Raw genomic sequence first — 24,098 nt, forward strand, 5'->3', positions numbered from 1 at the left:
AAGCGGGTTTTTTATTTATCTGCTTAGATTTCGCTGATCATCCAATAAATTTACACTTCTTTAAGATTTAAATTAAATGCAGAAAATGAGAAATAGAAGATAATGCATTGAATTAAAAATAGAAAAATACATTTTATCGTAGAAATTAAATCACTATCGATTTCTTGACCTTCCCCTAATGGTAAAGCCTAAGCTTTATCTCATACCATATTTAAAAGGGGATTTTTGATGAACACTAATACTACGTTGTCCTCTGCCAATCGGTTGAGTTTACCTGTTGAAGGTATGACATGTGCATCATGTGTTGGTCGTGTCGAACGAGCCTTAAAAGCCGTACCACAAATACAAGATGCCGTTGTCAATCTAGCCACTGAACGTGCAGATATTACATTTACAAATACACCCGACCCAATAGTTGCCGTGAGCGCCATTGAAAGTTCAGGTTATAAAGTACCCGAAGAGATAACCGAGCTGGCAATTGAAGAAATGACCTGCGCATCTTGCGTTGGTCGTGTAGAAAAAGCACTAGCTCAAGTACCCGGTGTATTAGAAGCCACGGTAAACCTTGCAACTGAACGCGCTCGGGTACGCCATTTATCAGGCGTAGTATCGATCACGGATTTAGAGGTCGCCGTTGTACACGCAGGCTATAAACCCCGTCGTTTATCTGATGATCCAGCAAATACACGTGATGTAGGTGAAGAGCGCCGTGAAAAAGAGGAACGTTCATTACGTCGCGCATTACTTATCGCCACTATTTTCACATTACCCGTTTTTGTTATTGAAATGGGCTCACACTTTATTCCCGGCGTACATGGTTGGGTTACTCAAACACTGGGGCAACAACTAAACTGGTATATTCAATTTATCCTCGCCACTGTTGTGATGTTTGGCCCTGGTTTACGCTTTTTCCAAAAAGGAATACCAGCGTTATTACGCGGTGCTCCTGATATGAACTCATTAGTGTCTGTTGGTACAGCAGCCGCTTACGGCTATTCAGTGGTATCAACCTTTATTCCTCAAGTCTTACCTGCCGGCACAGCCAATATCTATTTTGAAGCTGCTGTTGTGATTGTCACCCTGATCTTGTTAGGAAGAACGCTTGAAGCCAAAGCGAAAGGAAATACATCTCAAGCAATTAAACGGTTAATTGGTTTACAAGCCAAAACAGCGCGAGTTTCTCGTCATGGTGAGACATTAGAAATCCCACTGGATCAAGTAGTGATGGAAGACATCGTTTTTGTTCGCCCTGGTGAAAAAATACCTGTTGATGGAGAGATTATTGATGGTCACTCTTACGTTGATGAAAGCATGATAACCGGAGAGCCTGTACCTGTATCGAAAGAGATTGGCTCTGATGTTGTGGGCGGAACCATCAATAAAACAGGTGCTTTTAGTTTTAAAGTCACCAAGGTTGGCTCCAATACCGTATTAGCACAAATCATTCGCTTAGTGGAGGAAGCTCAAGGATCTAAACTTCCTATTCAAGCACTTGTTGATAAAGTCACCATGTGGTTTGTACCCGCGGTTATGTTAGGCGCAACTATCACTTTCTTTATTTGGTTAGCTTTTGGCCCTGAGCCAGCATTAACCTTTGCGCTCATTAATGCCGTTGCCGTGTTAATTATTGCCTGCCCATGTGCTATGGGATTAGCAACACCAACATCCATTATGGTGGGTACAGGTCGCGCGGCAGAATTGGGCATTCTTTTCCGTAAAGGTGAAGCCTTACAAGCCTTACGTGATGTCAATGTTGTAGCACTTGATAAAACAGGGACATTAACAAAAGGTCGTCCTGAATTAACGGATTTAATTCCAGCAGAAGGCTTTGAATATAACGAAGTCTTACGCCTTGTTGCAGCTATTGAAACGTATTCGGAACACCCTATTGCAGAAGCTATTGTCAATGCAGCTAAAGAGGCAGAGTTAACACTCGCTGCGGTTGAGAATTTTGAAGCAGTTCCAGGTTTTGGCGTTAGTGCAACAGTAGATGGAAGAATGGTATCTGTTGGTGCTGATCGCTTTATGAAACAACTTGAATTAGATGTCAGTCACTTTATCTCTTCAGCACAGAAACTCGGTGAGCAAGGCAAAAGCCCTCTTTATGCAGCCATTGATGGGCGTCTTGCTGCCATTATTGCAGTTGCAGATCCGATTAAAGAAACAACCCCTGAAGCAATCAAAGCTTTACATGATTTAGGTTTGAGAGTTGCCATGATCACTGGTGATAACGAAGCCACAGCAAAAGCGATCGCTAAACAGTTAGGTATTGATGAAATTGCGGCTGAAGTACTTCCTGATGGAAAAGTCGAAGCCTTAAAACAATTTAGCCATAAAGGTGCCAAAGTCGCTTTTGTTGGTGATGGTATCAATGATGCTCCAGCACTTGCACAGGCTGATGTTGGGTTAGCGATTGGTACAGGAACCGATGTCGCTATTGAAGCTGCTGATGTGGTGTTAATGTCGGGTGATCTGCGCGGTGTCGTTGATGCAATAGCTTTAAGTCAAGCAACTATTCGCAATATCAAGCAAAACTTATTTTGGGCTTTTGCCTATAACGCTTTATTAATTCCTGTCGCGGCTGGCATGCTTTATCCAATTAATGGCATGTTACTTTCACCCATCATTGCTGCTGCCGCAATGGCGCTTTCAAGTGTATTTGTATTGGGTAACGCCTTACGACTAAAACGTTTTCAAGCACCAATGAAAGCTCATTAATAGATTGATTTTCTTTATAGCCAGACTCCACAAGGGTCTGGCTCAATATTATAAAGCGACTACTTTATACTTATAGAGAGTGCTTTATTATCCGATAAGGAGGACATAATGAATATTGGTCAAGCAGCAAAGAAGTCCGGTATTTCAAGCAAAATGATCCGTTATTATGAGCAGATTGGCTTAATTCCCAAGGCTATTCGTACTGATTCAGGTTATCGCGATTACACGGATGCAGACGTAGCTTGCTTTCGTTTTATTCGCCATTCTCGAGCGCTTGGTTTTTCGACAGAACAAATATCAACATTGTTGGTTTTATGGAATAACAGAGAACGCGCCAGTGCTGATGTGAAATCTATTGCACTCTCCCATATCGAAGAGCTCAATCATAAAATTGCTGAGCTACAACAAATGACAAAAACGCTAGAACATTTAGCGAAAAATTGCCAAGGTGACAACAATCCTGATTGCCCGATTATTGCGGGATTAGTTGAGCCCCAGTCAGGCTCTCAAAGTAAAACGACCAACAGTCACCTTTCTCACCTTCGCTCTTCAATTTAGTTTTTCTATCAACCATAAAAAAATCCCGCTTATTGCTAAGCGGGATTTTCTTGTTCAACGAAAGGTTAAATAACCATTATTACCAACGGATAAATTAACCTAATTGACCATGACAATGCTTAAATTTCTTACCCGATCCACAAGGGCATGGTTCGTTACGTCCCACTTTTTTACCAGCGGCAACTTGACCATCTACTGCTGACATTTGAGACTCTTTTGTCACTTCATGGCTTAATTGTTGTTGTTTAGCTAAACGTTCAGCTTCTTCACGGCGACGGCGTTCTAACTCTTCAACTTCTTCAGGTAAACGAACCTGTACTTTGCTTAATGTGCTGATCACCTCGTATTTCAGTGATTCCAACATATTAGCAAACATAGCGAACGATTCACGTTTGTACTCTTGTTTTGGATCTTTTTGTGCATAACCACGTAAGTGGATACCTTGACGTAAATAATCCATTGCAGCCAAGTGCTCTTTCCACAGTGAATCCAGCGTTTGTAACATCACGCCTTTTTCAAAGTTACGCATCATTTCAGCGCTAACGATCTCTTCTTTCGCTTTATAAACTTCGATAGATTTTTCTAAAATACGCTCACGTAATGTTTCTTCGTGTAATTCAGGTTCTTTATCTAACCACTCTTTGATTGGTAAATTTAAATCAAAGTCTTTTTGTAGACATGCTGTTAAACCTTCGATATCCCACATTTCTTCCAATGATTGAGGTGGAATATAGTTATCAATCATTGAAGTGAAGACGTCTTGGCGAATACTATCAATCGTTTCGCTTACGTCTGCCACATCCAATAATTCGTTACGCTGAGTATAGATTGCACGACGTTGGTCATTTGCTACGTCATCATATTCAAGCAGTTGCTTACGAATATCAAAGTTGCGGTTTTCTACTTTACGCTGTGCGTTTGCAATCGCTTTGGTTACCCAAGGGTGCTCAATCGCTTCGGTTTCATTCATACCTAATTTACGCATCATGCCAGACACTTTGTCTGAAGCAAAAATACGCATTAAGGAGTCTTCCATAGATAAATAGAAACGAGAAGAACCTTCATCACCTTGACGACCCGCACGACCACGTAACTGGTTATCAATACGACGAGATTCGTGACGCTCAGTACCAATGATATGTAAACCACCTGATGCTAATACTGCATCATGGCGCTCTTTCCATTTAGCTTTGATTTCTTCGATTTGCGCTTCGGTTGGCTCTTCAAGTTTAGCCACTTCAGTTTGCCAACTACCCCCTAACACGATATCAGTACCACGACCTGCCATGTTAGTTGCAATAGTTACCGCTGAAGGTAAACCTGCGTTAGCAATGATGTCCGCTTCCATTGCGTGGAATTTCGCATTCAGCACGTTATGGTGAACATTCGCTTTAGTCAGCGCTTTAGAAATTTCTTCTGATTTTTCAATTGAAATGGTACCCACAAGAACAGGCTGACCATTTTGAGTACGCTCGCGAATATCTTCAATAATGGCTGCAAATTTACCTTGCTCATTCATATAAACTAAGTCAGGCAGATCTTTACGTACCATTGGGCGGTTAGTTGGGATAACAATGGTTTCTAAGCGATAAATAGAGTTAAATTCAAATGCTTCTGTATCCGCAGTACCGGTCATCCCTGCTAATTTTTCGTATAAACGGAAATAGTTTTGGAATGTGATTGACGCTAAGGTTTGGTTCTCATTTTGGATCTTCACACCTTCTTTTGCTTCAACCGCTTGGTGTAAACCATCAGACCAACGACGACCTTGCATTGTACGACCCGTGTGTTCGTCAACAATGATAACTTCGCCATCTTTAACAATGTAGTCAACGTCTTTGGTAAATAGTGCGTGAGCACGTAATGCTGCTGTCACATGGTGCATTAACATAATGTTAGCCGGTGAGTATAAAGACTCTCCTTCTTTCATCATGCCAGCATCTGCTAATAACCCTTCGATTTTAACCAAACCGCGTTCTGTGATGTTCACTTGACGTGTTTTTTCATCAACAGAGTAATCGCCTTCACCTTGGAAAGTATCTGAGTCTTCTTTTTCTTGAGAAATCAAGTGAGGGATCACTTTATTCATTTGAATATAAAGCTCAGAACTATCTTCTGCTGGGCCTGAGATAATCAATGGAGTACGTGCTTCATCGATTAAGATAGAGTCAACCTCATCCACTAATGCATAGTGTAATTTACGTTGAACACGTTCTTGTGGGCTAAATGCCATGTTGTCACGCAGGTAGTCAAAACCAAATTCGTTGTTCGTACCGTAAGTAATATCAGCATTATAGGCTTCGCGTTTTACTGGTGGCGCCATATTTGGCAAGTTGATACCAACGCTTAACCCCAAGAATTCAAACAGAGGACGGTTATTTTCGGCGTCACGTTGTGCAAGATAGTCATTGACGGTAACAACGTGAACCCCTTTACCTGATAACGCATTTAAATATGCTGGTAATGTTGCCGTTAATGTTTTACCTTCACCTGTACGCATTTCTGCAATACAACGCTCATTTAGCACCATACCACCGATTAACTGCACATCGAAGTGACGCATACCAAAGACACGCTTACTTGCTTCACGTACGGTTGCAAATGCTTCAGGTAAAATATCTTCTTCTTTTTCACCGCTTTTTAAACGCTCACGAAATTCATTTGTTTTCGCTTTTAATTCATCATCAGTCAGCTTTTCAAATTCAGGTTCTAATTTATTAATTTCACCAACAACTTTACGCATACGACGGATTGTACGATCATTACGACTACCAAAAATTTTGGTTACAATTTTACCTAACATAAATCTTTATTCTCATTTATGGCGTGAAACGCCGAAAACAGCCTCTGTATCTATCAATAAACAGAGATAATCATAATCTTATTAGATTAAGTGACTCATTAAGCTGTTAGATAAGGCCCTGCGCGAATACCGCGGATTTGTGCAAGCCATAATCCGGTATGATAGGAATTTGTATTCTGTACTAAAACATAGCCAGAAAGAGGAAGGTTGCTTACTGCTGATGATGGAGTTTCTGTTAATAAGGCATACAGAGTATCAAGCATAACCTCTGCAACATTGGAAACAGGTAACGGCTCATCTTTGGCTTTAACCATCAATTCAGGCGAATTAATGGTGAATGCAAAAGAGAGCTGCTTAATCACATTTTTTACTGCGTGTTGTTGCCAGTAATTAAAGGTGAAGGATGAAGCAGGATTCTGTACACTTTGACGTAAGAATAAGTTATCAAACGCAATAAGTGCCTGACTTTGACGGTTTTGAGATAAAGGGGTATCAGTTTGCTGTGGATTTTCGGCATGAGCAGACAACAGCGAAGGTATTCCAATACCTGCTGCTACCATCCCTAAAAGCAAATGCGACCAAAAATATCGCCTGCCAAACTGTCGCCAAAAACTTATAATGCTCATTAACCTTCGTTGCTCATTAATCTTTATTTTGTGGAGTCAAAATCTATGCGGGATAGTTACCCACAATCATTGGAAAAAATCTTCATTGAACTTGAAGGCTCCAATAAGAGTACATTACAACTTATACAACAGCGTGCAACGATTTTACTAAAATTAAATCGCGCCGTCATGGCTCTTTTACCTGTTCCTTTACGAGATAAGTGCCGTGTCGCAAATTATCGCAGTGCTATTTTAATTATTGAAGTTGCAAACGCAAGTTGGTTAACTCGTTTACGTTATGAAACCCCATCATTACTTTCTGCATTGAGACAAGAAATTTTACCATCCTTATCCTCAATAGACATCAAAATAAATCCGTCTTTAGGAATAAAACAGGAAAAAAGATCTTTAATATCATCATTAAAAGAGCAAGAGCCTATAAAGAGACGTCACTTAAGTTTAGAAAGCGCACAATCATTGAAGTATTTGGCAGAGAAAAGCCCGAAGAAATTAAGAGAAAGATTAGAACGGTTGGCTGCACTTGCCGGAGAGAGTACAAGTACAGCCAAAGATGAACGTTAATTAGAGATAATTAACGCGCTTTCCTTCGCAGGAATTAAGCAAAGACCATTGAGGGAGCTTTGAATGCCACTGGCATTTGCGCTTCGTCTTCAAATGTGACGAATTCCCACGCAGATTCTTTTGCTAATACAGCTTGGAGCAATTTATTGTTCAGTGCGTGACCTGATTTAAACGCGGTGAATTCACCGATAATGTTATAGCCACACATAAATAAATCACCGATTGCATCCAACATTTTGTGACGAACGAATTCATCTTCAAAACGTAGGCCATCGTCGTTGAGAACACGATAGTCATCAACTACGATTGCACAATCGAAGCTTCCGCCTAAACACAATCCTTTAGATTGTAGGTATTCGATATCACGCATAAATCCAAAAGTACGAGCACGACTGATTTGGCTCATAAAAGACTCAGCGGAGAAATCTAATTTATAACGCTGTGTACTTGCATCGATGGCAGGGTGATTAAAATCGATAGTAAAATCTAATTTAAACCCGTTGTATGGACGCATTTCTGCCCATTTATCGCCATCTTCTACACGTACTGTTTCTTTAATGCGAATGAATTTCTTCGCAGTACGAAGTTCTTCAATGCCTGCATCAAGTAACAAGAAAACAAAAGGTGCCGCACTTCCATCCATAATTGGAATTTCAGGTGCATTCACTTCAATTACGATATTATCAATGCCTAAACCAGCCAGTGCTGCGTTTAAATGCTCAACGGTTGATATACGCACATCGTCTTCGTTAACTAAGCAAGTACATAACATAGTGTCACGAACTGATTTTGCGTCTGCTGGAAAATCCACCGGTGGATTTAAGTCAGTACGACGGTAGATGACCCCAGTATTTGCTGGCGCCGGACGCATTGTAAGCGTAACTTTTTTACCCGTGTGAAGTCCCACACCAGTTGCTTGTACAATTCGTTTCAATGTCCGTTGTTTGATCATCATTTTATCTCGCAATGTTATCCGTCCTACCAATCATTATACTTATAATTGGCAGGACAGTTTAGCACAAAAAGCGGAGATGCCAATCTTTTTGGCGATTAATCAGCCTGTTTTCTCAGGAACGCAGGGATATCTAAATAATCCGGTTCTTTGTTTGCCTGAGTAGATTGTTCGTTAACGGCTTTTGCTGCTGGCTTGCTTTCTTCTACGGCAGAGAAAGAAGACATGCTATTTTGCATTTGCTGGTAACGATTCTCCATTGCGCTTTGCTGATTCTGTTTATTAGTTACCAACGTAATCTCTGGACGTTTGTCCATACCAATACCTGTTGCAACCACAGTCACACGCAATTCATCATTCATTTCTGGGTCAAGGGATGTACCGATAACCACAGTCGCATTATCTGATGCAAATGCACGAATGGTATTACCCACTGTTTCAAATTCATCAAGACGTAAGTCAAAACCAGCTGTGATGTTGACTAACACACCACGAGCGCCAGATAAGTCGATGTCTTCCAATAATGGACTTGAAATCGCCATTTCTGCTGCTTCTTCAGCACGATCTTCGCCTTTCGCAGCACCAGATCCCATCATGGCATAACCCATTTCAGACATCACAGTTCTTACGTCAGCAAAGTCAACGTTCATTAAACCTGGACGGGTAATTAGCTCAGCGATACCTTGAACTGCACCTTTTAATACATCATTAGCCGCACCAAACGCATCTAATAATGAAATACCACGACCAAGTACTTTTAATAATTTGTCATTTGGAATAGTGATTAATGAGTCAACATGTTTTGACAACTCAGTAATACCTTGTTCCGCAAATGCCATACGTTTTTTGCCTTCAAAATTAAAAGGCTTAGTTACTACAGCAACGGTCAAAATGCCTAATTCTTTAGCCACTTCTGCAACAACAGGCGCAGCACCAGTACCAGTACCACCGCCCATACCAGCTGCGATAAAGACCATATCGGCACCTTCAAGTGCTGCACGTAACCCTTCGCGATCTTCCTCAGCAGCATTACGGCCCACTTCAGGATTTGCACCTGCACCTAAGCCTTTCGTAATGGCATTACCAATTTGGATAGTCTGTCCGACCGCTGTTTTACGTAGCGCTTGAGCATCCGTATTGACTGCAAAGAAATCTACGCCTTCAATACGTTCACGAACCATGTGCTCAACCGCATTACCGCCGCCGCCACCAACGCCGATGACTTTGATCACCGCATCGTTGGTTAATTCCATAGGTTCAAACATAATTTCTCTCCGTTTTGTGCCTTCTCAGGGCCGCTTGCTCAAACGACCTCTTTTTAAATTTGTCTGATTATTAAAACTCTCTTTTTAGCCAACCAGTGAGTTTCTTAAATAAACCACTGACAGCAGAGCGTTTCTCGGTTTCAGTTTCCTCACCAAAGTGAGATTCTTTACCGTAATGCAAGAGCCCAACCGCTGTTGAGTAGTAGGGATCCTGCGCATAATCTGTTAGCCCGGTAATATTTAACGGTTTACCGATCCGTACTTGCGTGTGGAAAACACGTTGAGCACATTCAACAAGTCCATCAATCTGTGCAGCACCACCTGTTAGCACGATACCTGCGGCTAAATGATGCTTAATCCCTTGCTGACGTAACTGTTCTTGAACTTTTAAAATCTCTTCATTAACAAGATTGAGCAATTCGGTATAACGAGGCTCAATCACCTCAGCAAGAGTTTGTCGTTGCAGACTTCTTGGTGGTCTGCCTCCGACACTTGGAACCTCAACATTTTCATCTTTACCAACTAAAGAACCTAATGCACAACCATGGCGAACTTTGATAGCTTCTGCATCATTTGGCGGTGTGCCAAAAGCGTAAGCGATATCGCTGGTTACAACATTGCCTGCATAAGGAATAACGCGAGTATGTCTTAATGCTCCACCGGTATAAATAGCGATATCCATTGTACCGCCACCAATATCAACAACACACACACCTAATTCACGTTCATCTTCTGTTAATACAGCGAAACTTGAAGCGAGTCCCGCAAAAATCAGTTGATCCACTTTTAACCCACAGCGTTCAACTGCTTTTACAATATTCTTTGCCATATCGTTATGGCAGGTAATTAAATGAACTTTAGCCTGCATACGCACGCCCGATAATCCAACTGGGTTTTTGATCCCTTCTTGATAATCAATGGCATACTCTTGCGGTATAACGTGTAGAACACGGTGTTCATCTTTTACTTTGACGGATTTCGCGGTATGTACCACGCTATCAACATCATCTTGAGTTACTTCTTCTTCTGAAATTGGCACCATACCAATCTCATTTTGGCAACTGATATGCTTGCCTGATAACGCCAAATATACTGAAGATATTTGACAGTCAGCCATTAATTCAGCCTGATCTACCGCCCGTTGCACGCATTTTACGACGGATTCGAGATCGTTGACGCCACCTTTATCCATGCCCCGAGATGGACAACTTCCCACCCCGATAATATTCACTACACCATCAGGCAAGATCTCACCGACAAGGGTAGCTACTTTGGCCGTACCAATCTCAAGACCAACTACTAATTTTCTGTCCGTCGCTTTGATCATTATTGTTCTGCCTTCGCCTTCATCGTGTCATCTGCCACGTCTTGTTTATTCATTCTCAAGTAATAAAGGAGCCCATCCGACTGCACCACCACTGTCATAACGCAGATCCACGTAATCAACTCGTTTATCCGTTTGTTGTTGCAGTATCGGATACAACTCAATAAAGCGAGCGATCCGTTTTTCGTTATCCTTACGACCTAACTCCAATCGGACATCATTGTCTAAAACTAATTGCCATCCTTGACGGGCAGACATTGACGCTGCTTTTAAATTCAGGTTACTTGCAAGAAGCTGATCTCTCATTGCGACATAACCTGACAACACCATTTTTTCGCTTCCTTGTGGGCCATATAGCAAAGGATAACTTCCTTTGGTTTCCAACTGCGTTGGCAGACTGAAAACACGCCCTTCTTTATCAAGAAAGTAAGTATCATTCCAACGGGTAAAGGGAACATACTCTACCAGATGAATTTTAAGTTCATCAGGCCACTGTTTACGAACAGTGACTTGCCTAATCCATGGCATGCGTTCAATTTGTTGCTGAATAATATTCACATCCTGTGTCATAAATGTGCCCGGCTTTCCTAAAGACAAAATGGCCTGACGCACATCATCATTCGTTGTGTAATGTCGCTCGCCTGTTAATACAAGTTTTGAGATTGGCAGACGATTTGCGTCTTTCATCCAGTTAACCACTTGTATTCCACCCCAAACGATGGTGGCAATCACACATAAGAAAAAGATTAATCCTGATAAATAAGTACCATTACTCGGTCTGTCAGAATGTTGCTTCTCTTTATGCTCTTTTATATTTAGCGCTGCTTGTGACATATTAACCCACTAACTCCTGAGCAACGTTTAAACAAGAGAATCGCCCATCCTTTTGTCCGATATTCCAGCGATTAATACTTTTCCTACATATATATACTTTATGAACACTATTAGATTTGATAATTAAATCACTAAATTGTTCAATCTGTTGAGAATTATTTACTTTAAAAGAAGAAATAGCGAATTTTTCTGCGTTTTTCTTACTTTTTAACTGAAATTTTTTCTCAACACAGATTTGAGCAAGCGAATTCTCGATCATTTTTTTCGCCAATTCAGTGTTATTTTCTTCATAACACCTCATCATTACAGTTAGTTTATTAACTATTTCACCATAAATGATGTTCACTTGCTCAAACATCCGTCTTAATCCTCGCTGAATGATGGCTGTAATTTCGTATCTGCTAAGCGACGCGCTATTTTACCAATATTTCCAGCACCTTGAACTAAAACAAGATCATTATCTGTTAATACACCCGCTAATATTGATGAAATTTTATCCACATCAGAAACCCAGATAGGATCTAGCTTCCCACGTTGGCGAATTGTTCGACAAAGTGAGCGACTGTCGGCACCAGCAATAGGCGCTTCCCCAGCAGAATAAACATCTGTTAATAATAAAATATCAACTTGATTGAGAACAGTGGCAAAGTCTTCATATAAATCACGAGTACGTGTATAGCGATGAGGTTGGAAAATCATCACTAGACGTTTGTCTGGCCATCCTGCTCTCGCTGCTTTAATCGTTGCATCAACTTCTGTTGGATGATGACCATAATCATCCACTAGCATGACTTCACCTTCTTGGCCATTAACATGCTCAAGACCATAGTTACCTAAAAAGTCGAAACGACGTCCAGTACCTTGGAAGTTAAGTAATGCAGCTAAAATATGTTCGTCAGCAATGCCTTCTTCTGTGGCTACAGCAACTGCTGCCGTCGCATTCAATGCGTTATGGCGACCAGGTGCGTTTAAAACAACTTGTAAATCTGGCATACCTTCACGAGAAATTGTGAAAAAGCCCTGAGCACCTTTTTGTTCATAATGCGTAATACGAACATCCGCATCTTCACTAAAGCCATAAGTTGTAATGTAACGACCCACTTTAGGAATAATCGAACGGATCACATCGTCATCCAGACACATCACAGCGCGACCATAGAATGGTAAATTGTGCAAAAAGGTAATAAATGTCTCTTTTAGGTTGTCAAAATTACCGTGATATGTGTCCATATGGTCTGCTTCTATATTCGTAACGACAGCAACCATTGGTTGTAAATGTAAAAACGATGCATCACTTTCATCAGCTTCAGCAATTAAATAACGACTGCAACCTAAACGAGCATGCGTACCAGCTGATTTAACAAGCCCACCATTAACAAACGTAGGATCCAAACCCGCTTGCGCATAAATATTTGAAATCATCGCTGTTGTCGTGGTTTTACCATGTGTTCCGGCAATCGCAACACCATGACGATAACGCATCAATTCAGCTAGCATTTCAGCACGACGAATAACAGGAATACGCGCTTCTCTTGCTGCAATAATCTCAGGGTTTTCAGCACTGATAGCTGTCGATACCACAACAACACTTGCGCCACGAATATTTTCAGGGCGATGATTAAAATAGATTGTTGCGCCTAAGGCAACGAGCTGTTGTGTGACTACATTTGGTGCTAAATCAGAACCACTGATTTCATAACCTTCGTTAGCCAGCACTTCAGCAATTCCACCCATACCCGCACCACCGATGCCGATAAAGTGAATATGCTTAACTTTTCTCATTTCGGGCACAAACGATCTTAGTTTTGCCAGTTGTTGTGTATTCACTATTTACTTCTTCACTCTAAGTTAATGGTTACAAATTACATTTATTTTTTTGCCACTTCGATTATCACATTTGCTACGCGCTCTGTGGCATCCGTAATCGCAACACTTTTTGCTTTCTCTGCCATCGCTAACAAAGTATCTCTATCCCAATTTTTCAGGGTTTGTGCAATGACTTCTGGAGTTAAATCATTTTGCTCGATAATTCGCGCGGCACCCGCTTTTTCTAGCGGTAGTGCATTCCAATATTGCTGTCTATCTTTGTGCTGGAAAGGAACAAAAATAGCGGGTAATCCCGCTGCGGCAATTTCGCTGACCGTTAATGCACCTGAACGACACACCACAACATCAGCCCATTGGTAAGCTTGCGCTATATCATCAATAAATTCAGTAACTTTATATTCAGATTTAACTGAATTTTTTGCTAATTCGTTCTGATAGCGTGTTTTTGTATCACTTTCGCCACCTTTTCCTGCTTGATGCCAGATTGTAACATGTTCACCTAGCAAACCTGCAACTACAGGTAAGGTGTGATTTAAAATTCTAGCGCCTTGGCTACCACCAATAATCAGTACACGAACAGGCCCTGTTCTCTCTTTTAATCGTACTGAAGGTGCTTCAAGTGCCAATACATCTTCACGAACAGGATTTCCAACAACAGGTGCTTTAGGAAATGCCCCCGGAAAAGCCTGCAATACACGCTTCGCAATTTTAGATAACCAACGATTGGTTAATCCAGCGATACCATTTTGCTCATGCAAAATAACAGGTATCCCACACATCCAAGCAGCAACACCGCCTGGACCTGAAACATAGCCCCCCATACCAAGTACAGCATCTGGCTGATAACGCTTCATAATGGCACGAGCTTGGAAAATCGCTTTAATAATACGAATAGGAGCTGCGATTAACGCTTTAATCCCTTTGCCACGTAAGCCTGAGATACGAATAAATTCAATTTCGATACCGTGTTTAGGTACTAAATCGGCTTCCATTCTGTCCGCCGTTCCTAACCATCGAATTTCCCAACCTTGGGATTGTAGATAATGAGCAACAGCCAGTCCTGGGAATACATGCCCCCCAGTACCACCAGCCATAACCATTAAACGGCGTCTACGCTCGCTCATTTCGGGCTCCTTACAAACGCCTGAGCTTGTGCTAGACGTGTTTCATAATCAATTCGTAATAACATCACGATGGCAGTAGACATAATAATCAAGCTCGAACCACCGTAACTAATAAGAGGAAGGGTTAATCCCTTTGTTGGCAACATGCCTGCTGCTGCGCCTACATTGACCAATGATTGGAATGTAAACCATATCCCGATAGAGCAAGCTAAAAAACCTGAGAAACGTTGATCGAGGATCAGCGCACGTCGCCCAATTTGCATCGCACGAAAAGCGATGAAGAATACCATTAAAAGCACCAAAACCACACCGATATAACCAAGTTCTTCAGCAAGAATAGAGAAAATAAAGTCGGTATGCGCTTCAGGTAAATATTCTAATTTTTGTACTGAGTTTCCTAAACCTTGTCCCAGTAAATCTCCACGGCCAAAAGCCATTAGAGATTGTGTAAGTTGATAACCACTACCAAATGGATCTTCCCAAGGCTCTAAGAAAGAAGTAATACGTCGAACACGGTAAGGTTCAACGATAATCAACATAACAACAGCCGCAATTCCTGAGCCGATAATAGCTAAGAATTGCCAAATTTTAGCACCCGCTAAAAATAACAACGCTAATGTTGTTACGAATAAAACTACAACCGTTCCTAAGTCTGGCTGTAATAACAATAAAATAGCCAGTATTAACATCACACCCATCGGCTTACAGAAACCCCAAAAGTTGTTTCTTACTTCTTCAACTTTTCGAACTAAATAACTCGATAGATAACAAAAGAGTGCAAGTTTTGATAATTCAGCAGGCTGGAAATTTAATGGCCCCACAGCAATCCAGCGTGAAGCACCATTAACCGAACTTCCGACACCTAATACCACCAATAAAAGGAGTATCGAGCCAAACAACATTAAGCTGCTATAACGTTGCCAAATTGCCATTGGGATGCGCATGGTGACTAACGCAATACAAAATGCGACAACGATATAGATACCATCACGTTTCGCAAATAAGAAAGGATCTTCTGCAAGACGTTGACCTACCGGCATTGAAGCCGATGTCACCATAACAAAGCCGACAACCGCTAATCCGAAAGTAAACCAGAGCAAAGTGCGATCATACGGCACAAATGCCGTATTCTCAGTTTGATAACTGCCCACTAGCCACTGTTTTAATCTTCGCATTGCGAATATGCTCATCAGCCAAGCTCCCTTGCTAAACGTGCAAATTCATCACCACGCTGCTCAAAACATTTAAACTGATCTAAGCTTGCACATGCTGGAGAGAGCAACACCATATCTCCTGACTTTACAGTCGGTGCTAAGGCTCGTATGGCTTCTTCCATTGTCACTGTTAATAAAGAGACATCGGGTCGTAGATTTGCCAATGCTTGTCCATCTTGTCCAAAACAGTACAGACGAATATTGTCACCGCTGATATAAGGCAATAAAGAAGAGAAGTCAGCCGATTTCCCATCACCACCTAATAAAAGGTGTAATGTACCTTCAACTTCAAGCCCTCGTAATGCCGCTTCTGTGCTTCCCACATTGGTCGCTTTCGAGTCATTTATCCAACGTACATTTTGATGTGAATAAACTAATTGAAAACGATGAGCAAGACCGTGATACGTTTTCAGTACCTCAGTTGCTGCTTTACGAGAAATACCCACTGCGTCAGCAAGTGCTAATGCCGCTAATGCATTCGTATAGTTATGTTGTCCTGACAGATACATTTCAGCCATTGAAAGGACTTTCTCACCTTTCACTTTTAAAATACGATTTGTGTTATCAAGCTGATAATCACCTTGTCCAACACCAAAACTAACACAACGATTATCCTTACCTGCTAAAGGTAACGTTAATGTATCATCTTCGTTATAAACGCAGGTTTTAGCGTTATCGTAGATACGCAGTTTTGCTTCACGGTATTGCTCTAATCCCAACGGATAGCGATTCATATGATCTTCGCTAATATTTAATACCGTTGCAGCCGCGGCTTGTAAGCTATAAGTCGTTTCCAATTGGAAGCTTGATAGCTCTAATACATATAAATCATAAGGCTCGGTTAATAAAGTCAGAGCTGGAACACCAATGTTGCCACCAACCCCAACGCGAATACCATCCGCACTTGCCATTTCACCCACTAGCGTTGTCACAGTGCTTTTACCGTTAGAGCCAGTAATCGCAACAATAGGTGCTTTGGCTTCACGGCAAAATAGTTCGATATCACCGACAATTTCAACACCATGATTTGCTGCTTCAACAAGCTCAGGTGTTGAAAGTGCAATACCCGGACTAGAGATAATTAAATCAGCATCATTAAGCCATGCTTGATGAAAACTACCTGTATGATATTCGACGTCAGCAGGAAGCTTATCTAAGCCTCCTGGTTTTTGGCGTGTATCAATAACCTTAGGTGTAACACCTTGGCGGATAAAAAAGTCAACGCAGGAAAGGCCTGTTATTCCAAGCCCAACAACAACCACTTTTTTTCCCTGATAATTTGCCATATTAACGTACCTTTAATGTCGCCAGACCAATAAGCACTAACATCAGTGAGATGATCCAGAAACGGACAATAACACGAGGTTCAGGCCAGCCTTTTAATTCATAATGGTGATGAATTGGAGCCATACGGAAAATACGTTGACCACGCAACTTAAATGAGCCGACTTGTAAAATAACGGAGAGTGTTTCAACTACAAACACACCACCCATAATGACTAATAAAAATTCTTGGCGTAATAACACCGCAATCGTTCCTAATGCACCACCTAATGCAAGGGAACCTACATCACCCATAAATACTTGAGCTGGGTAAGTATTAAACCAAAGGAACCCTAGGCCCGCACCAACGATAGCGGTACAGACAATCACTAATTCACCCGCATGCATCAAGTAAGGAATTTTTAAGTAGCTTGCAAAATTAACGTTACCTGTCGCCCATGCGACTAATGCAAAACCAGCGGCAACAAAAACAGTTGGCATAATGGCTAAACCATCTAAACCATCCGTTAAGTTAACGGCGTTACTTGTTCCCACAATGACGAAATAAGCAAGTAAAATATAAAGCATGCCTAATTGAGGCATGACATCTTTAAAGAATGGAACGACTAACTGTGTTGCTGGCGTATCTTTGCCAATGGCATACATACTAAATGCCACAACAAGTGCTAATACGGATTGCCAGAAATATTTCCAACGTGCGATTAAGCCTTTGGTATCTTTACGAACAACTTTGCGATAATCATCAACAAACCCAATTACGCCGTAGCCAATTAAAACCAGCAATACACACCAAACGTAAGGGTTATCTAATCTTGCCCATAACAGTGTAGAGATGGAGATAGAGAACAGGATCATAATCCCGCCCATTGTTGGTGTACCACGTTTACTAAAGTGCGACTCAGGTCCTTCACTACGAACCACTTGTCCAATTTGCATTTTTTGTAACCATGCGATGAGATGAGGCCCCATCCACAAAGCAATAATTAATGCCGTCAATAAACCAACAATCGCCCTGAATGTCAGATAAGAAAATACATTAAAAAATGTATGGTATTTAACCAAATATTCGGCTAGCCAAACTAACATTCAAAGCACTCCTTTAATGCGTTCACAATATCTTCCATCGCGGAGCTTCGTGAACCTTTTACTAAAACTGAAACAACATCATGTTGCTGTAATAATGGAATTAATTGAGCAAGTAAGTCGGCTTTAAATGCAAAATGCTGACCACCTTGATTTTCATCACTAATAAAATGACTGTGATGCCCAACAGTAAAGACACTATCAATACCAGCACTGTGAGCAAAACGACCAACATCGCGGTGGCATTTTTCTGAATCTTTACCTAATTCAGCCATATCCCCAGCGACAAAAATTTTATATCCCGGTAATTGAGAGAGCACTTGTAAGCCCGCAATCATCGAGCCATCGTTCGCATTGTAAGTGTCATCTAACACCATTTTTCCTGAAGTTAACTCTACAGGATACAATCTTCCCGGTACCGCTTTTAATGTTGATAAACCAAGGCGAATATCTTCAAGGGTTGCCCCAGCAGATAACGCAAGTGCACTTGCAGCTAACGCATTCGCAATATTATGGCGCCCCGGCAATGGAAGAGTGACATCAACACAACCTTCTGGTGTGTGTAAGGTGAAATTGGTGATGAATTGCTTAACAACGATATCCGTCGGATAAAAATCTGCGTTGCTTTGTGCGGATAAAGAGAACGACCATTGTGTTTGGCGCGCATTTAAATGATGTTGCCACAGAGGTAAGTCATTACTATCAAGATTAATAATGGCTGTACCTTGCTCTTTTAAGTGAGAAAAGATTTCGCCTTTAGCTTGAGCAATACCTTCCAGTGAGCCGAAACCTTCAATATGTGCAGAAAAGAGGTTGTTTACCAATGCAGCATCCGGTTTTACCATATTTACTGTGTAGGCGATTTCACCGATATGGTTTGCACCTAATTCGATAACTGCAAAACGGTGTTCAGGCGTTAAACGAAAAAGCGTTAAAGGTACGCCAATATCGTTATTTAAATTGCCATGCGTATATAAGGTTTCGCCACAGTGACGCAAAATAGAAGCGGTCATCTCTTTAACGGAAGTTTTTCCGGAAGAGCCTGTCAGCGCAACAATCTTAGCATGACTTAGCGAGCGAATATGTGCTGCTATTTTCCCCATTGCGAGATGAGTATCTTTCACAATGATTTGTGGGCAATCAACATCAATCTCACGATTAACTAGGACTGCTACAGCGCCCTTTTCTTTCACATCAGCAATAAAATCATGAGCATCAAAACGCTCACCCGCTAATGCAATAAACAGGCAATCTTCATCAATTTTACGGCTATCCGTTGAAATCGATTTGATGATAAGTTGATCCGCTGAGTCTTGAGCGATATGGCTCAATGTGCCTTTGGTAACTTGTGCAATATTTTCTAAAGATAGAGGGATCATGCCATCACCCCCAATAATCGAGCAACGGTTAATCTATCTGAATAATCAAGGCGACGTGAGCCAACCAACTGATAATCTTCATGCCCTTTACCAGCGACTAAAATCATATCATTGGCATCTGCTTGCATAATCACGTTAGTGACTGCTTCAGCTCGACCTTCAATAGCAATCGCACGACCCGGGTCCATTAAACCTGAAAGAATATCTTGGATAATTGCTTGAGGCTCTTCGCTACGCGGGTTGTCATCAGTGATGACAACTTTATCAGCCAGCTCTTCTGCGACCGCCCCCATTAGTGGGCGCTTACCTTTATCTCTATCTCCGCCACAACCAAATACACACCACAGTTTACCTGTGCAGTGTAAACGAGCAGCTTGAAGTGCCTTCTCTAAAGCATCTGGAGTATGAGCATAATCGACAATAACTGTAGGACGATTATCCGCGCTAAACACTTCCATGCGACCACAAACAGGAGTAAGTGCAGATGAAGCATTAATCACAGCATTTAATGGGTATCCTAATGCCAATAATGTCGCCAAAGCACACAAGAGGTTACTGACATTAAAAGCCCCCATAAGTGGGCTTTCAATTTCACCATCCCCCCAACTAGAACTAAAATGAATGGTTGCGCCTGCGTCGTGATAATGAATATGGGTTGTTTTAACAAAACGGCCTTGCCAATTTGGTGGCAATTTATTTTCCATTGTCACTGCAACGGCATCTGATAAACGAGACAACCATTTTTGACCAACAGCATCATCCGCATTGATAATTTTCTCACCACTTTGATGTGTGGAAAACAGTAACCATTTTGCTTCTTCGTAATTTGCCATATCACCATGATAATCAAGATGATCTCGGCTTAAATTCGTAAATACACTCGCCACAAAAGGCAATGCACTGACACGGCCTTGAACTAAACCATGAGAAGAAACTTCCATAGCCGTTAATGTCGCGCCTTGATTTAATAATTGCTGTAACTCTAATTGAATATCAACCGCAGATCCGGTGGTGTTCATCGCAGGAACAACATGACCTAAAAGCCCGTTACCTACTGTTCCCATCACAGCACTTGTTTCACCCAAACCTTGTGCCCACTGTGCTAACAATTGTGTTGTTGTCGTTTTTCCGTTAGTCCCAGTAACACCAACTAGTTTCAATTTTTCCGCGGGTTGATGATAAAAGTGCCCAGCTAATTTTGATAACTCAGCATTAAGATTATCAATATAAATAACTGGAATACCGTGATTTTCACGGATTTCACCATGCGTTGCAACATCTTGGGCTTCCGCTAATACCGCAGAAACACCCTGAGCAATTGCTTGAGGAATATAGCGTCTACCATCAGTTTCATGACCTTTAATGGCGATAAAAAGATCACCGCTCGCCGCTTTTCGGCTGTCGAGTGTCATGTCTTTGAGCATCAATGACGGTGCTTGTATCCCGAGTGCCCCTAATAGGTCACTTAAGTTAGGATCGGCCACTTGTATCCTCTTCTTTTTTAATTACAAATTCATTTTTATCGTCTGGCGTCAATGCATCAGGTTCTACGTTCATCGTACGTAAAACTGCGCCCATGATTGTGCCAAACACCGGTGCGGATACTGCGCCCCCATAGTACTTACCTGCTTTAGGTTCATTGATTATCACAACCAACGCAAAGCGAGGACGACTTGCCGGTGCAACACCCGCCGCATAAGAGATATATTGATTGATATATTTTCCGTCAGGCCCTACTTTTTTCGCTGTCCCTGTTTTAATCGCAACACGATAACCTTTAATTGCCGCACTCACACCACCGCCACCAGGTAATGCAACGCTTTCCATCATGTGCACGACAGTTCTCATCACTGGTTCTGGGAAGACTCGTGTTCCCGGTACAGGGGGGTCAACTTTCGTAATGGAGAGAGGGCGATAAATACCAAAACTACCAATCGTTGCGTAGACACGCGCTAACTGTAACGGTGTTACCATTAGCCCATATCCGAATGAGAAGGTGGCCCTTTCAAGATCGGACCACCGTTGTTTTTTTATTGGAAATATGCCACTACTTTCGCCAACTAGCCCCAAGTTAGTTGGCTTCCCGAATCCAAATCGTGAATATACATCCACAAGTTCAGATGCAGGCATCGCTAACGCCAGTCGTGAAACACCAACGTTACTCGATTTCTGTAATATTCCTGTTATCGATAGTTCACTATATCGCCCTACATCTTTGATTTGATGTCCGTTAATACGATAAGGAACAGTATTAATAACACTATTTTCTTTAATAATATGATTGTGAAGAGCACTCATCACAACCATTGGTTTTACGGTAGAACCTGGTTCAAAAATATCGGTGATAGCACGATTGCGCATCGCGTCTTTTGGCGTACCCGTTAAATTATTTGGGTTGTAAGATGGGCTGTTTGCCATCGCCAACACTTCACCGGTATTTACATCAACTAAAACCGCCGTTCCTGACTCAGCTTTATTTTTAATAACCGCATTGGTTAATTCGCGATAAACCACAGATTGTAAACGCTCATCAATACTTAACATCAGGTTATGAGCAGCTTGGCTATCTGTTTGAGCGATGTTCTCAATAACACGATTAAAACCATCTTTCCGAACAACACGCTCACCGGGAGCACCTGTTAGCCACTGATTAAAGCTTTTTTCAACACCTTCAATGCCATCACCATCAATATTTGTTACGCCGATGATGTGAGCTGTGACTTCACCTGACGGATAATAGCGTTTTGATTCTTGACGCATATTAATCCCAGTGATTTTTAGTTTGCTGATGTAATCACTAATTTCAGGATTCACTTGGCGAGCCAAATAGATAAAGCGAGCAGAAGGCGTTGTGACAATTTTTTGCTCAATTTGATTCACTGGCATTTTAAGTGCATCAGCAAGTGCTAACCAACGAGAGTCCGTCATATCAGGATTTGCATCTAATACAACTTTAGGATCAGCCCAAATAGCATAAACAGGCACACTGACAGCAAGAGGTCGCCCCATTCTATCGCTGATCATGCCTCTGGCCGTTGGTACTTTTTGCACACGTAGAGAACGCATATCCCCTTCACGAATAAGGGGGTCGGGATTAATAATCTGTAAATAGGCAACACGGATTAATAACGCAGCTAAAGCGATACCAATACCACCGCAAAGCAACGCAAAACGCCAACTCACAAATCCTGTTTTTTCTTCAGGCTTGCGTAGTTTGGCATTTGACTTTGTCTTTGCTTTCGCTTTTGCCGAACGTAAAAATTTCATACTTGCCTTAATTATTTAGTAACCACGATGTTCTCTTTTGTTGGGTCGACATGGATCATGCCCAAACTATCACTTGAAAAACGCTCTACTCGGCTATGGTCTGCCAGAGCGTTTTCTTCAAGAATAAGATTGCGCCATTCGATCTCCAATACGTTTTTTTCCAGCACTAAACGCTCCTTCTCTGCTGTCAATAAACGTGTCTTATGTGCTGTCGTCACGACATACACCGCAGAAATAATCACAGCAATCAGTAAAAATACAGGTAGTTTGCCATGACGCAGTAAATCCTGCCCTATAACTCCCGGTAGTGAGTGTCGTTCAGTAGACATTTATTCTCCAATACGTTGTGCTACACGCAATACAGAGCTTCGTGCGCGTGGATTTTCTTCAACTTCCACGCCAGTCGGTTTCATCTTGTGAATACTCGATAAGCGAGCACTTCCTAACTCTTTTATCTGCGCTTCAGTGAGAGGAATACCAGCAGGAACAACAGGCCCTTTACTCTCATCTCGAATAAAACGCTTCACTAATCGGTCTTCCAAAGAATGGAAACTAATTACCGACAAACGCCCTTCTGGCGCTAAAACAGAAACAGCACCTTTTAGTGCTTTTTCAATTTCATCTAACTCGCTATTGATATAGATGCGAATTGCCTGAAAACTGCGTGTTGCAGGGTGCTTATGTCGCTCTTTTACTGGGCTTGCATCGCTAATTAAATCTGCCAATTGCTTGGTGCGAGTCAAAGGCTCTTCTGTTTTGTTGCGAGCAACAATGGCGCGAGCAATACGTTTAGCAAAGCGTTCTTCACCAAATGTTTTCAATACCCATGTAATATCGTCTTCTTCTGCTGTCATCAGCCATTGTGCAGCTGATTGCCCTGATGTTGGGTCCATACGCATATCAAGAGGCCCATCACGCATAAATGAGAAACCACGTTCAGGATCATCAAGTTGAGGAGAAGAAACACCTAAATCCAGTAATACGCCGTCAATTTTTCCAGCTAAATCGAGCTCATTAACATACTGTTCAATATTTGAAAAAGGCCCATGAACAATAGAAAACCGAGCATCATCAATCTCATTAGCAACTGCTATAGCTTGCGGATCTCTGTCTATCGCGATTAAGCGACCTTGTTCACCCAATTGCGACAAAATTAGACGAGAGTGACCTCCACGACCAAATGTTCCGTCGATATAGATACCTGAAGGTTTAATATTCAGGCCATTCACTGCTTCATCCAGTAATACACTGGTATGACTAAAATTATTTGTTGTCATTA

At 41.7% G+C, this 24,098-nt stretch carries 20 protein-coding genes; 3 read left to right on the forward strand and 17 right to left on the reverse strand.

The features are described from left to right. The first annotated feature begins 228 nt into the window (after positions 1-228). Positions 229-2,718 carry a heavy metal translocating P-type ATPase gene (locus tag GTH25_RS12805; RefSeq protein ID WP_164530620.1) on the forward strand — a complete coding sequence of 830 codons (2,490 nt, stop codon included), beginning with the start codon at positions 229-231 and terminating at the stop codon, positions 2,716-2,718. A gap of 108 nt (positions 2,719-2,826) precedes the next feature. Beyond that, the gene (cueR, locus tag GTH25_RS12810; protein ID WP_156733823.1) at positions 2,827-3,276 is read left to right on the forward strand and encodes a Cu(I)-responsive transcriptional regulator; all 450 of its coding nucleotides are present in this window, start codon (positions 2,827-2,829) and stop codon (positions 3,274-3,276) included. 94 nt (positions 3,277-3,370) lie between these two features. Here cueR and secA read toward each other — a convergent pair whose 3' ends face one another. Both secA and secM read right to left on the reverse strand, forming a co-directional pair. Next, entirely contained in the window at positions 3,371-6,079 is a 2,709-nt protein-coding gene (gene secA, locus GTH25_RS12815) for a preprotein translocase subunit SecA (protein WP_099659313.1), read from the reverse strand. Between the two features lie 98 nt (positions 6,080-6,177). Next, on the reverse strand, positions 6,178-6,705 hold the full coding sequence (gene secM, locus GTH25_RS12820; RefSeq protein WP_156733825.1) for a secA translation cis-regulator SecM: 528 nt from the start codon (positions 6,703-6,705) through the stop codon (positions 6,178-6,180). A 45-nt stretch (positions 6,706-6,750) separates the two neighbouring features. On the opposite strand from secM, the gene GTH25_RS12825 reads away from it, so the two are divergent. Continuing rightward, entirely contained in the window at positions 6,751-7,266 is a 516-nt protein-coding gene (locus GTH25_RS12825) for a DUF721 domain-containing protein (RefSeq protein ID WP_075670793.1), read from the forward strand. 34 nt (positions 7,267-7,300) lie between these two features. Here GTH25_RS12825 and lpxC read toward each other — a convergent pair whose 3' ends face one another. From lpxC to rsmH, 15 genes are all read right to left on the reverse strand, one after another. Then, on the reverse strand, positions 7,301-8,218 hold the full coding sequence (gene lpxC / locus GTH25_RS12830) for a UDP-3-O-acyl-N-acetylglucosamine deacetylase (RefSeq protein ID WP_036913397.1): 918 nt from the start codon (positions 8,216-8,218) through the stop codon (positions 7,301-7,303). A 98-nt stretch (positions 8,219-8,316) separates the two neighbouring features. Next, complete coding sequence (gene ftsZ / locus GTH25_RS12835) at positions 8,317-9,483, reverse strand: cell division protein FtsZ (protein ID WP_023581499.1); 1,167 nt, start codon at positions 9,481-9,483, stop codon at positions 8,317-8,319. 70 nt (positions 9,484-9,553) lie between these two features. Next, positions 9,554-10,810, reverse strand: coding sequence for a cell division protein FtsA (ftsA, locus tag GTH25_RS12840; RefSeq protein ID WP_006533748.1), 1,257 nt, complete (start codon positions 10,808-10,810; stop codon positions 9,554-9,556). A gap of 45 nt (positions 10,811-10,855) precedes the next feature. Then, the gene (gene ftsQ / locus GTH25_RS12845; protein ID WP_075670791.1) at positions 10,856-11,641 is read right to left on the reverse strand and encodes a cell division protein FtsQ; all 786 of its coding nucleotides are present in this window, start codon (positions 11,639-11,641) and stop codon (positions 10,856-10,858) included. 1 nt (position 11,642) lies between these two features. Next, a complete protein-coding gene (locus GTH25_RS12850; RefSeq protein WP_075670789.1) occupies positions 11,643-11,999 on the reverse strand; it encodes a hypothetical protein in 357 nt (118 codons plus the stop codon). Positions 12,000-12,004: 5 nt separating this feature from the next. Continuing rightward, on the reverse strand, positions 12,005-13,468 hold the full coding sequence (gene murC, locus GTH25_RS12855; protein WP_075670787.1) for a UDP-N-acetylmuramate--L-alanine ligase: 1,464 nt from the start codon (positions 13,466-13,468) through the stop codon (positions 12,005-12,007). A 41-nt stretch (positions 13,469-13,509) separates the two neighbouring features. After that, the gene (gene murG / locus GTH25_RS12860; RefSeq protein ID WP_075670785.1) at positions 13,510-14,592 is read right to left on the reverse strand and encodes an undecaprenyldiphospho-muramoylpentapeptide beta-N-acetylglucosaminyltransferase; all 1,083 of its coding nucleotides are present in this window, start codon (positions 14,590-14,592) and stop codon (positions 13,510-13,512) included. Then, positions 14,589-15,782, reverse strand: coding sequence for a cell division protein FtsW (gene ftsW, locus GTH25_RS12865; protein ID WP_075670783.1), 1,194 nt, complete (start codon positions 15,780-15,782; stop codon positions 14,589-14,591). The genes murG and ftsW overlap by 4 nt, the downstream gene beginning before the upstream one ends. After that, entirely contained in the window at positions 15,782-17,092 is a 1,311-nt protein-coding gene (gene murD, locus GTH25_RS12870; protein ID WP_075670781.1) for a UDP-N-acetylmuramoyl-L-alanine--D-glutamate ligase, read from the reverse strand. Before murD ends, ftsW begins: the two co-directional genes overlap by 1 nt. 1 nt (position 17,093) lies before the next feature. Further along, positions 17,094-18,176, reverse strand: coding sequence for a phospho-N-acetylmuramoyl-pentapeptide-transferase (gene mraY / locus GTH25_RS12875; protein ID WP_023581493.1), 1,083 nt, complete (start codon positions 18,174-18,176; stop codon positions 17,094-17,096). Further along, positions 18,170-19,552, reverse strand: coding sequence for a UDP-N-acetylmuramoyl-tripeptide--D-alanyl-D-alanine ligase (gene murF, locus GTH25_RS12880; protein WP_159363486.1), 1,383 nt, complete (start codon positions 19,550-19,552; stop codon positions 18,170-18,172). Before murF ends, mraY begins: the two co-directional genes overlap by 7 nt. After that, positions 19,549-21,036, reverse strand: a complete 1,488-nt coding sequence (gene murE / locus GTH25_RS12885; protein ID WP_164530621.1) for a UDP-N-acetylmuramoyl-L-alanyl-D-glutamate--2,6-diaminopimelate ligase — start codon at positions 21,034-21,036, stop codon at positions 19,549-19,551. The genes murF and murE overlap by 4 nt, the downstream gene beginning before the upstream one ends. Continuing rightward, entirely contained in the window at positions 21,023-22,819 is a 1,797-nt protein-coding gene (gene ftsI, locus GTH25_RS12890; protein ID WP_164530622.1) for a peptidoglycan glycosyltransferase FtsI, read from the reverse strand. Before ftsI ends, murE begins: the two co-directional genes overlap by 14 nt. 11 nt (positions 22,820-22,830) lie before the next feature. Then, the gene (gene ftsL, locus GTH25_RS12895; RefSeq protein WP_075670773.1) at positions 22,831-23,148 is read right to left on the reverse strand and encodes a cell division protein FtsL; all 318 of its coding nucleotides are present in this window, start codon (positions 23,146-23,148) and stop codon (positions 22,831-22,833) included. Continuing rightward, the gene (gene rsmH / locus GTH25_RS12900) at positions 23,149-24,096 is read right to left on the reverse strand and encodes a 16S rRNA (cytosine(1402)-N(4))-methyltransferase RsmH (protein ID WP_075670771.1); all 948 of its coding nucleotides are present in this window, start codon (positions 24,094-24,096) and stop codon (positions 23,149-23,151) included. Positions 24,097-24,098 lie beyond the last annotated feature (2 nt).

The sequence above is a fragment of the Proteus terrae subsp. cibarius genome (assembly GCF_011045835.1).
In the GTDB taxonomy this organism is placed as follows: Bacteria; Pseudomonadota; Gammaproteobacteria; order Enterobacterales; family Enterobacteriaceae; genus Proteus; species Proteus cibarius.